General features: G+C 61.0%; 5 protein-coding genes. All 5 read right to left on the bottom strand.

What is annotated here, in order from left to right; translation table 11 throughout:
- Position 1 precedes the first annotated feature (1 nt).
- The 5 genes from L0U79_RS12625 to L0U79_RS12605 all read right to left on the bottom strand — a co-directional run bounded on the left by L0U79_RS12625 (position 2) and on the right by L0U79_RS12605 (position 11,482).
- Positions 2-1,111, bottom strand: coding sequence for a glycosyltransferase (locus tag L0U79_RS12625; RefSeq protein WP_233842627.1), 1,110 nt, complete (start codon positions 1,109-1,111; stop codon positions 2-4).
- Complete coding sequence (locus tag L0U79_RS12620; RefSeq protein WP_233842626.1) at positions 1,108-2,466, bottom strand: phenylacetate--CoA ligase family protein; 1,359 nt, start codon at positions 2,464-2,466, stop codon at positions 1,108-1,110. Before L0U79_RS12620 ends, L0U79_RS12625 begins: the two co-directional genes overlap by 4 nt.
- 70 nt (positions 2,467-2,536) lie before the next feature.
- Positions 2,537-3,802, bottom strand: a complete 1,266-nt coding sequence (locus tag L0U79_RS12615) for an O-antigen ligase family protein (protein WP_233842625.1) — start codon at positions 3,800-3,802, stop codon at positions 2,537-2,539.
- Positions 3,802-4,902 carry a polysaccharide deacetylase family protein gene (locus L0U79_RS12610; RefSeq protein WP_233842624.1) on the bottom strand — a complete coding sequence of 367 codons (1,101 nt, stop codon included), beginning with the start codon at positions 4,900-4,902 and terminating at the stop codon, positions 3,802-3,804. The genes L0U79_RS12615 and L0U79_RS12610 overlap by 1 nt, the downstream gene beginning before the upstream one ends.
- Before the next feature lie 154 nt (positions 4,903-5,056).
- On the bottom strand, positions 5,057-11,482 hold the full coding sequence (locus L0U79_RS12605; RefSeq protein ID WP_233842623.1) for a non-ribosomal peptide synthetase: 6,426 nt from the start codon (positions 11,480-11,482) through the stop codon (positions 5,057-5,059).
- Positions 11,483-11,491 lie beyond the last annotated feature (9 nt).

The raw sequence follows: 11,491 nt of genomic DNA, 5'->3' as shown, positions 1-11,491 counted from the left end.
GTCAGTCCTTTGAGCCGTCGTAAAGTTGCGCGTAGCGCATCGCCATCGTTTCCAGCGATCCGTAGCGTTCTACCCATGCGCGAGCCGACTGACCCAGCGCTGCTGCGTGTTGCGGGTTTCGCAGGAGCGAAATCATCGCTTCCGCGAGGGCCGTGTGATCGTGCGCAGGCACCAGGCGACCGGTGATCCCATTGCGCACAATTTCGCCGTTGCCGCCCACGTCGGTGGCGACGATCGGAAGCGCGACGGCGCTTGCTTCCAAAAGCGCCATCGAGTAGCCCTCGCTCAGCGACGAAAGCACGAACATATCCAAGCCTTGCAGCAATTCGCGCACATCGCTGCGGTCGCCAAGAAAATGCACGCAATCGGCGATGCCTTCGTCGACCGCGGATTGCTGCAGTGACGCGCGGAGTTCGCCGTCCCCAATCAGCACGAGGGCGGTCCGGACGTCTTGTTCGTGCACAAGTTTGAATGCGCGGATGAGGCTGTGTTGATCCTTGGCCCAGTTCAAGCGCCCGACCGTGCCGATGATGCGGGTCTGTTCCGGCAGATTCAGCAGGCGCGCGACGCGGCCGCGCGCCGACGATGAAGCGGTGTCGAACGCATCGACGCGAATGCCATTTGGCACCACGCACGCCTTAGAGAGCGGAATGATGCCGCGCATAATCGCATCGCTGCGTGCCGCTTCGCAGACGGTGACCACGGTGTCGGTGCGCGCAAGTGCGCCGCGATACAGCCATTCCCTGCGGCGCGCACGACGATTGACGCCCATGCCGTGGCGCGTGTTGATCACCACGCGCACGGGGAGGCCGCAGGTCGCCAGCACGGCCTGGTAATGCGCGACTGCGTTATGGGTGTGCAGCACCTCGGTCTCGTGATTGCTGATCATGCGGCGCGCTTGAGCCAGTGCCGACAGATCCAGACCCTGGCGTTTTCCGCATACCTTTACCGCAATACCGAACTCGTCAAGCTCATGCGCCAATGAGCCAGATGTGTACAGGCAAACCACTTGGCACGAATGACCTTGCCGATGCTGATATTTCACCAACTCCAGCACCATGCGCTCGAGGCCGCCGCGATCCAGGCTTTCGACGAAATGCGTGATATTCACGGTGTCAGCTCCGAGACCGTGACGCGAAGCTTTCCGCTGCGCGTAAGCGGAATATCGTCGACGAAATGGCAATGCAGTTCCACGCTGTCGCCAAGCACTTTGTCGACCTCGCGGTAGATGTATTCCAGCGAGGCCTCGTCGAAGCCGGCGCCGCGCACGATGGAGAGATCGAGGCGGTCGAGGCGTCGTTGCACCAATTGAAAACGCTGCAAGCCTGGGACGTCCTTGAGCATATGCGGAAAGAATTCGCCAGGCAGAACGTGTCCGCTCGGCGTGCGAATCGCGTCGAGCGTGCGACCCTCGACGCGCGTCAGTAACGGCAGGCCGCGCCCGCACGGGCATTGTTCGGAAGACGCCGTGGCGAGATCGCCGTTGGCGTAGCGAATAAACGGCATGCCGTAATTGAAGAGATCGGTGATGACGACGTCGCCGGTCTGGCCGTCGCGCGCGGCGCCATGCGGCGTGCACAGCTCCACCACGAGATGATCGCTATTGATATGCAAACCGTGGCGCTGCTCGCATTCGGCGGCAATCAGCATAAATTCGCGGCAACCATAGGTGTTGAACGCGGGCGCCCCGAACGCTTGCTGGATCGCATTGCGCTGAAATTCGTGCATCGCTTCGGCGCCGCCGATAATGGCTTGCGGTTGCCAGATGGTGCGACCGCTGGCGATCAACCATTGCGCAAGCTGCACCAGCGGTCCAACGTAGGCGACGATGATGTCTGGACGATAGCGGTCGATCGCGTCGGCGTATTCGGCCATGTTCGCTTCGGTCATCTTGAAGCTGTTGAGAATGCGGCGCGAGAAAACGGTGTTGTAGATGCGATCTTTGAGCTGATGCGCACGTGTAGGATCGCCGACCGGTCCGCCCCACAGAAACAGCGTGCGACGCCCCATGCGCGAGCCGGCCCATTCATAGCCGCGCCACATCACCGCTGTGCGTCGGTCGTTGCTCTCGCGTGTAAAGCCGAAGCGCATCGGCTCGCCGGTCGATCCACCCGTCGCTTTGAATAACAGACGATCGCGCCAGGAGTCGGCTTTGAGTTCGTCGAAATGCTCGCGAATATCCGCTTTGGTCAAGGTGGGAAGCTTGGCGTAATCGTCGAGATTGCGAATGTCCTTGGGCGTGATGCCCAGCCCGCGCCACCGCGTGCGGTAATAGGGCACGTCGCGATAGCAATGCTCGAGCAAGCGTTGCAATCGTTCCCATTGCAGCGCTTCGATCTGCTCCCGGGCCAGCCATTGATCGCGCCGGTATGTGTCGAGATAAATCAACGTACGACGCCGCCGCAAGCCCGTCTCATAGGCTGGAAACAATACGCGTCGAAAGGCCGTTTCGTATAACCCACTCATACGATATGCCTCCTGAGCCGCCATCGATGCGAAGCGGCGACTAAACGGTGAGGAGCGGCGCGATAGTTGTTCATGCGGAGACATGCAGCAGAATGGCGACGAGAACGAAAAAGCCGGCGATGCTGCCCACTGATGCCGTAAACCAGCGTCCAAGGCTATCGGTGGCCGTAAACAGGCGCAGGCCAGGAAAGCGTTTCCGCGCGCTGACGTAATAGCCCACCACCATCGCGGCTATCAGATACATCACCACCGTATAGCTGCGGCTGAGGAAAAAGGCGGACGCGAATAAGCCGCATAGCGACAGCAGTAATGTCAGCGCCATGCGCTGCTCGCTCTGCCAGGCTTTGGCGCGTGCAGGGTCTTCGAGGCCCTCGGGTTTGAAGCGAATGACCGTCAGCATCATCCAGAAGCTGTAGCCGACAAACGCCAGCCACAGCATGTAACCGACAAAACCGGTCTCGGCCAGCACCAACACGAAGGAGTTATGCGCGGTGAGGTCGTTGTATTCGGTGAAGTTGCCGGCGCCGACGCCGAATACCGGGTGCGACAAAAACATATGCAAACCCGAATACCACGCATCCACGCGGCCGAATGCGGATTCTTCGTCTGGGTCCAGCTCCTGCATGCGCGACGACATCAGCTTCATGCAGGCGAGGCCGACGACGCCCAGCGTACCGGCGGTGACGAAACCGCGCTTGTACCAAACGTACACGCCCGCCACGACAAGCACGGCCAGCAGGGCGCCGCGCGAATTGGTGAGATACGTTCCGTAGAACAGCATCGCCGCGCATGCCAACCAAAACAGGCGCATTAGAAATCCGCGCGAACCGCTGAGATAGACCGCCATGGGAAGCGTACTGGCGAACAAAAGGCCCAGATCGTTCGGGTCGTTGAAGATGCCGACGTACTGGATGCGCCCGTCTTCGGAAATGGGCACGCCCGTCCAGCCCACGCCGTCTCTGGCCTGTTGAATGCCGTGCGCGACCAAGACCACCGAACACAACACGAAGACAGCCATCGTGATCACGACGCGTCGTTGCGTATTGCACGACGCGGCTAGCACGAAAAACGCGATCATGATCGGACCGAACTTCTCCAGCTGATCCAGCGCACCGCCGAACCAGCCGTTGACGACCACCGAGACCATTAAAATCAGCAGAAACACGGGGAGTATCACGAACTGCGGCGCCGCGAACGTTTTGGCGCTAGAGATCAGCCAGCACAGAAACGCCGAGATCAGGACCACCGGCAATATCGGAATGCCGGTAAACGCCGCCATGTATTCCTGCGGGCGGATGATGGTCAAAATCAAATAGAGAATGATCAGCGGAAACATCAGACGTGGGCCTGCTCGCGCGGAGATTCGTGATGTGCGGTCGGATAACTCACCAGGCTCGGCAAGGTCAGCATGGCGGCGAACCAGCCCGGACTCATCATGCGTTCGACCGGGAGACGTCGAAGGGCGTAACGATGGGACGCCGCCCGCGGATTGGTGCCGCAGATGTAGCAGACAGCCAAATCGAAGCCGGCGTCGCGCGTGGCGTTCATCACGGCATCGTCGAACGCGCGGTCGCCACCGACCGGGTACGACATCAAGGTGGCGGGTGCGTCGAGCTCGCGATCCAGCGTCGCTTTGGATTGCCGTATTTCGTCCACCATCAGATCGTGCTGTAACTTTGCCAGCATGCGGTGGTAGACGCCGTGCGAACCGATTTCAAATCCTGCTGCGTGCATTTCACGCACTTGGTTCCAGGTCATCGGACGGCAATCGTCAGGCCGAACGTTGCTCGGCATGTTCCATTCGTGCTCCAGTCGCCCGATCATTGCTTCCTGCGCCATGGCGTCGATGCTTTTCATGTTCTTCAGCACGGTGCCTGCAAGCGAACGCCGCAGTTCGCGGTCGCGCGGCATGGGCACGTCCATGTCTATTTCCGGCAGCACCAGGCGCGGCGCGTTGGTGAGCAGGATCATGTGTACAAGCCAGTCGTACCCGTATGGCTTGCCAGTGTCGATGTGGCCGGTCGAGACGAAAAACGTCGCAGGAATGTTCAGTTCGCGCAGGATGGGGTAGGCGATGCGGTAGTTGTCGTCGTAGCCATCGTCGAAAGTAATCGCCACGGCATCGGGCGGAAGTGCGGCGCCGGAGTTTATGGCGGCGGCAACGTCGCTCAGGCGGACCGGCACGAAGTGTTGCTTGACGTGCAGCATTTGCGCACGGAATCGTTCGGGCGTCGTGCTGATCAATTCCAGATCGAAGTCGAAACTGGCCGAATCGGGAAGCGGCATAATGCGGTGATACGCCAGAATGCGCAGATCTTTTTGCAGCCACGAGCGCACGCGCTGCAAGGGTTGCAACGCGCCAGTGGTGTAGCACAGCTCCGCCATGCGTCCGCGGATACCGGATGCTCTGCCTTGACCTTCTTCCTGAGTCAACATGGAAAGATCCTCAGTGATCCGCGCGGCGGACCGTTCCGCGCGCGACGACGATGAGAAAGACGTGCCGAGCGCAGCCGTTCGACGGCACGCTCGACGACTTACCGGCAATGGCCAGGTTTTTCATATCGGTTCCCCCCGGACCGACGCGTTCATGTCAGCGCCGCCCGAACAAATTGCGTAGACGCGAGCCGATATTCGCGCGCGGTGTCTCCGCGACCACGCTCTCGGACAATCCTGCCGCCAACGTGCCCAAGGTGCCGTTGGCGATATCCAGCAAGTTCAGCGACATGCCGGTCTGGCGTTGCACGCGTGCAGCCATATCCACCGCCATCAACGAATGACCGCCGATGTCGAAGAAATTGTCGCTGGTGCGAACACGCGCGACGCCAAGCAATTCCTTCCACAAGGCGGCCAGCATTTGTTCGTTGGCGGTTTTCGGCTGCGTCGCAATGTCTTCGACGCCATCGTCCAATGACTCGCCAGGCAGCGGCAACGCAGCGATATCCACGTCACCGTTGGCCGACAACGGCAAGGTATCGAGAAACATCAGGCGCTGCGGCACCTCGTGAGCAGGCAATGCGGCAGCCAATGCGGCGATCAGGTGATTGGCGTCGAGCGCATGTCCGGATGCGGCGACGGCATAGGCGTCGATGTATGCGCTGCCAGCTTGGTTCATCCGCGCTACCGCGACGGCGCGCATCACGCCCAATTGACTGAGCAGTTCGGCTTCGACGGTCGCCAGGTCGATCTCGCGACCGTGAATACGCTCGCGACGATCGGTGCGACCCATTTCCTGGATATGGCCGCTCACCAGCCACCGTCCGCGACGATGCGTGCGTTGCAGACGGTTATCGGTCGAAACGCCCGATGCCGTCGCGACGCTATGGTCTTGCGCCGTGGCGCGCACGCCGAACGGTTGGCTTAGCGATGCACCGCCGACATGAATTTCACCGATGGCGCCGATGGGGCAGGGATGCTGTTGACTATCGAGAATCCAGACGGCGGTATTGCCGAGCGGACGGCCGCTGTGAAGGCTTTCCACCGGCCGTTCGATGCGACCGCAAGACGCGGCGAGCGAGTTGTCGGCAGCGCCCGATACGCTCCAGACGCCGGCGCTGCATTCGGCCAATTTTTGCGCCAGCTCGGGCGTCGGCAGCCCGCCGACACAAACGGCTTTCATTTCCTCGCGCCCTGTCCATGACGCGGAGAACATGGATTGCCATGCATCGGGAGCCGCAAACATCGCGCTCGCATGATGGTTTTGCGTCAATTTGATCAGCGCTTCGCCTTCGCGCGACTCGCGTTGATTGGCGAGAATCAATTCGGCGCCCAGCGCTATCGGTAGCAGCGTTTCGATGATCGCGTCGCTCGTGGCCGGCGAGGCTGTCGCAAGGATGCGATCGTCGGCTGACAAGCCGATGGAGTCCTGGAGTCCCTGTAGCGCATTGGCGATCGCGTGATGCGTAAACCCTGCACCACTGGGGCGACCTTCGTGGTCGGGTACGTAGACGACCATTGCGATGTCGTCGCCGTTTATCTCCACCGTGTGGCGGTCGTTCCCGACGTCGATGATTTCGACCGTGTCCGCATCGAACCACAATGCTTGCGTACGCGGCCATTGAAGCGGATTTTCCAGTGCGCTGTCGCCTACCAGCAGGGTGATTCGCGCGTCGGCGATGATCTCCTTCAAGCGCGGCGCCGGATCGGTGGGGTCGAGCAACACGCATACGCTGCCCGTCTTGAGTATTCCCAGCATGCCGGCCAAACGATTGGCGCCCGGTGCCGCAGCGAGGCCGATGGGTGTGCCTATGCTTGCGCCGCGCGCACGCAAACAATGCGCGATTCGATTGGCCTGTTGCTCGATCTCGTTGTAACGCGTGCTCCAGCTGCCGAATGTCAGTGCGGTCTTTTCGGGCGCGCGGTCGGCTTGCTGCTCGAACATGGCGGTGACGTTGCTCGGCAACGTTATAGCCGTCGAGGTCGCGTTCCAGGTTTGCTCTTGCGTCAATTCGGCCTGGCTGATCGCGGTGAGCGTACCGACGCGTTGGTGCGGATCTTCGCTGACGCGCACCATCATGGCGAGGTAGCGGTCGCGCAGCAGGCGCGCTGTTTCGGCTTGCAAGATGTCGGCGTTATACGTGACGCCGCCAACCATGCCTTTGTTGCTCTCCAGGAACCAAAGTCCCAGGTCTTCCGTGGCGCCGCTCTGGAACAACAAAATCTGTTCGTGCGCCAGGCCACCCCAATCCACGATGCGTTGACGCGCATCCTGGAATGAAAAGAGCGCCTGATAAAGCACCGCGCCGCTGCCCGCACCCACACGCAACTCGCGTTGCAAATATTCGAGCGGCACGTCGGGATGGCCGAAGCTTTCGATAGCTGCACGTTTGACGTAACGAACGAATTCGACAAACGAAAGCGTAGTGTCGACGGTGATATGCAATGGCAGAAGATTATTGAAATAACCCATCACCGATTCGACTTCGGTCTGATTGCGCGCACGCACCGGCGTGCCGACCACCAGATCGCTTTCACTCGCCATGCCGCTGAGCAACACGTAATACAGCGCCAGCAGCGTCATATTGAGCGTGGCGTCGGCGGCGCGTGCGACGTCGTGCATCGCGTCGGTCGCTTCCTTGGTCACGCGGATCCACTCGGTGCGACCGATGCCGGACATGCCCGGACGCCTGGGCTGATCGGTGGGCAACGCGCGAATGTTCGCCATCGTCGCGAGGCGCTCGCGCCAAAACGCGAGCTGCGTCTGAAACTGCGGGCCTTCCAGCCATTGCGTATGCCACGCCGCGAAATCGCCGTACGTGACAGGCAGCGGCGCCAAGGGCGATGGCGCGCCATCGACGAAGGCGCGATAGAGCGACGACAGTTCGGCGTAAAGAATATCGAACGACCACCCATCCCAGATGATGTGATGGGGCATAAAGAAAAAGACGTGGTCGTCCTCGCCCATGCGGAACATGCGTGCGCTGAAAAGCGGCGCCTGGGTGAGATCGAACGGCGTATCGGTGAGTGTTTGAAGGCGCTGCATCAGCGCGGATTCGCGTTCGTTTTCCGGTAAGCCAGAAAGATCTTCGGCGGGGAACAGCGGCACCTCGATATACGGGGTGACGATCTGTTCGACCGTATTGCCTTCGCGGCGGAACGCCGTGCGCAAGATCGGTTGACGCTGGATCAACGCCTGCAACGCCAGATGGAACGCCGCCGCGTCGAGCGGCCCGCGCAACCGATGCGCGGAAGGTGCGTTGTACGTGACGCGGCCCGGTTGCAGTTCTTCCAGCGACCACAAGCGGCTCTGCATCAAGGACAGCGGTGCGCGACTTTGATCAGCCCGCTGCGCTATGGGTTGCGCTGCGGGCGCTGCGCCGCTGGCTTTCTGTGTCTGGATCGCGGCGGCAAGCGCTGCGATCGTGGGCGCATCGAACAAGGTGCGGAACGACAACGTGATGCCGAATTCGCGATTCAGGCGCGCGGTGAGTTGCGCGGCTAACAACGAGTGGCCGCCGAGTGCGAAGAAGTCGTCGCGTACGTCGAGGTCCGGCAACGATAATATGCCTTCCATGGCCGCCGCCACGCGACGCTCGTCGTCGTTGCGTGGCGCGATGCGTGCGGTGTCCGCCGCAACCGAATGGATTTGCGGGGCCGGCAGTTCCTTGCGATCGGTCTTGCCATTTGGCAGCAAAGGGATCGCACTGAGCTGAATAATGTGCTGCGGCACCATGTAGTCTGGTAGTCGCTGCTTGAGCTGATCGCGTAGTTTCGTTTCGTCGAAACCGGCGCCTTCGTGCATCACCACATAGGCAACGAGTCGGACATCGCCCGGGCGATCTTCACGCGCCATCACAACGGCGCGGTCGACGTCGGGCACGTCGACAAGCACGCATTCGATTTCGCCCAATTCGATGCGATAGCCGCGCACTTTCACCTGGAAATCCAGCCGCCCCAGATGCTCGATCATGCCGTTGGCCAGCCAACGGCCGCGATCGCCGGTGCGATACATGCGTGCATCGCTACGCGCCGAGAAAGGATCGGGCAGGAAGCGTTCGGTATCGAGCTCCGGCCGATTCAAATAGCCCAGCGTGACGCCTGCGCCGCCAATATAGATTTCGCCAGGCACGCCGAGCGGGCAGGGCGCACGCTGCTCGTCCAATATATGAATCTGCGTATTGGCGATCGGCCGACCGATAAAAATACCGGAGCGCGGATTCGCAACGCGCCAATAGGTCGAATAAACGGTGGTTTCGGTGGGGCCGTATCCGTTCCACACTTCGGAGCAGCGCTGCATAAGCGCTTCGGCGAGATCGACCGCCAACGGTTCGCCGCCGGATACCGCGCGAAAGCGTTCGCGACCATTCCAGCCCGCCTCGATCAGAATGCGCCAGCCCGAAGGCGTGGCCTGCATCATGGTGGCGTCGCTTTGCTCCACCAGCTTGCGCAAGGCGGCGCCGTCGCGAACATCGTCGCGATCGGCGATGACGATTTCGGCGCCGGCGCTTAGCGGCAACATCACTTCCATAAACGCGATATCGAACGAAAGCGTCGTCACGGCGACCAGCCGGTCGTCTTCGGCGATGCCTGGAACGCGTCGCATGCTGGTCAGAAAATTCGATGTAGTGCGATGAGGAACACGCACCCCCTTGGGGCGGCCCGTCGAGCCGGATGTGAATATCACGTAGGCCACGGATTCGGGCGTTGCCGCTGCATCGTCGCGCGCAAAACGCGCGGGTGACGCTGAGTCGATGGCGGCGGCATCGCCTTTCAACGACAGAACGCGCGATGCGGGAAAATCGAAAGCGGCCGGTACGGCGTCATCGACGATCAACGCGGCCAAGGCGGCATCATCGGCCATAAAGGCCAATCGGTCGGCTGGAAATTGCGGATCGAGCGGTACGTAGCCAGCGCCCGATTTGTGTACGGCTAGTACCGCAGCCACCATATCCGCGCTGCGCGACAGCGCGATGCCCACCAAGTTGCCGCGGCCGACGCCGCGTTCGCGCAGCACGTGAGCGAGCCGATTGGCGCGCGCCTCCAGTTCGGCGTAGCTCAGTCGCGTCGCGCCGCTTCGTACTGAGGCGTTGTTCGGAACGCGGTCGACTTGTTTTTCGAAATATTCGTGTGCGAGCTTTTGCTCCGGATACGGCGTACTTTCGGGTTGCAGCGATGCGATTTCGCGCTGTGCGGCGTTCGAAAGAAGTCCCAGTTCCTGTACCGCCATGTCGGGTGTCGCGACGGCGCTTCGTAACAAGGTTTCGTATGCGTCGAGCCAGCAGCGTACCGTTTCACCATGGAACAAATCGCTGTTGTATTGACACTCCAAGCGCAGGCCGCCGTCGACTTGCACGGCATTGACGAACAGCTCGAAATTCTCGAAGACGCGTGCATTGCCGGAGAATTCGAAGCGTAGGCCGGGAAAGGCGACCGTACGCTCGTCCAGCGCCTGATCGAGGTTGAAGAGTACGCTGACCAGCGGAAGCCGGCTTGGATCGCGCGGCATCGCCAAGCGCGCAAGCAGGCTGCCGAGCGTGTATTGCCGATGCTCGAATGCATCCAGCAAGTCGCTGCGCACATGGCCAAGCAACTTGGCAAACGATGCTTGCGCATCTATTTCCGTGCGCAATGGCAACACATTTACACAGTGACCGACAAGATTGGTTTGTCCATCGACCGCTTGTCCAGCGCTTGGAATGCCGACTACGACGTCGTCCTGGCCAGTCAATCGATGCAGCAGCGTGCTGAAGGCGGTCAAGAGCGTTGCATAGAAGCTCGCGCCGCGTTGTGCGCCAAGGCGCTTGATATCTGCGACGAGGGTCGCGTCCAGCGTGCGATCTTCGCGTTGCGAGGCGAATGTGCGATGACGACGGCGTGGGTTGTCGGTGGGAAGATCCAGCGACGGCAATGCGCCGCAGAATCGGTTCAACCAGTATTGTTCGTCGTCGTGACCGCTATCGGTTTGTGCGCGTGTCGTTTCGGCGATGGCGTAGTCCGTAAACGCATTCGCCGGCGCAGGGCCGTCGCCTTGACCCAGGCTCTGCGCGTACAGCGCGGCAAGATCGTTCACGATCACGCCGAAGGACCAGCCATCGCAAACGATGTGGTGCGCGGTAAAAATCAACAAATGATCTTGCGCCGATAACCTTAGCAAATGGGCGCGCACCAACGGGCCGTGTTCCAGATCGAACGGCGTGCCGACGGCCGACGCCAGCGCTGCGGAAATTTTCTCGCTACGATCGGTTTCATCCAGACTGGACAAATCGTGTACGACGTAGTCCAACTCCACATGGGTGGCGATGCAAAGCTCGTTGCCGTCCGCGCTGAGCGTGGCGCGCAGCGCTTCATGCCGATCGACGACGCTTTGCAATGCCGCTTGCAACGCGGCGACATCGAGCTCGCCGGTGAAGCGTATCGACACCGATTCGTTATAGGCGAGCGAAGCTTCCTGCTCCAGTTTCGCGGCCAGCCAAATCTCGCGTTGTGATGCCGTTGCGGGCACGACGCGCGCGAGTGCGGCGTCGGCGAACGGATCGTAGTCGACGGCCGTAGTGACCACGTTGACGTCATTGGCATTCATGGCTTGATC

Source organism: Dyella sp. 2HG41-7 (genome assembly GCF_021390675.1).
In the GTDB taxonomy this organism is placed as follows: Bacteria; Pseudomonadota; Gammaproteobacteria; order Xanthomonadales; family Rhodanobacteraceae; genus Dyella_B.
Note: the sequence above shows the minus strand (reverse complement) of the source record. Positions and strands in the feature narration are given on the sequence as shown.

Coding starts and splice junctions, on each gene's coding strand:
- L0U79_RS12620 (WP_233842626.1), bottom strand. CDS start 2,466: ATGAGTGGGTTATACGAAACGGCCTTTCGACGCGTATTGTTTCCAGCC.
- L0U79_RS12610 (WP_233842624.1), bottom strand. CDS start 4,902: ATGTTGACTCAGGAAGAAGGTCAAGGCAGAGCATCCGGTATCCGCGGA.
- L0U79_RS12605 (WP_233842623.1), bottom strand. CDS start 11,482: ATGAATGCCAATGACGTCAACGTGGTCACTACGGCCGTCGACTACGAT.
- L0U79_RS12615 (WP_233842625.1), bottom strand. CDS start 3,802: ATGTTTCCGCTGATCATTCTCTATTTGATTTTGACCATCATCCGCCCG.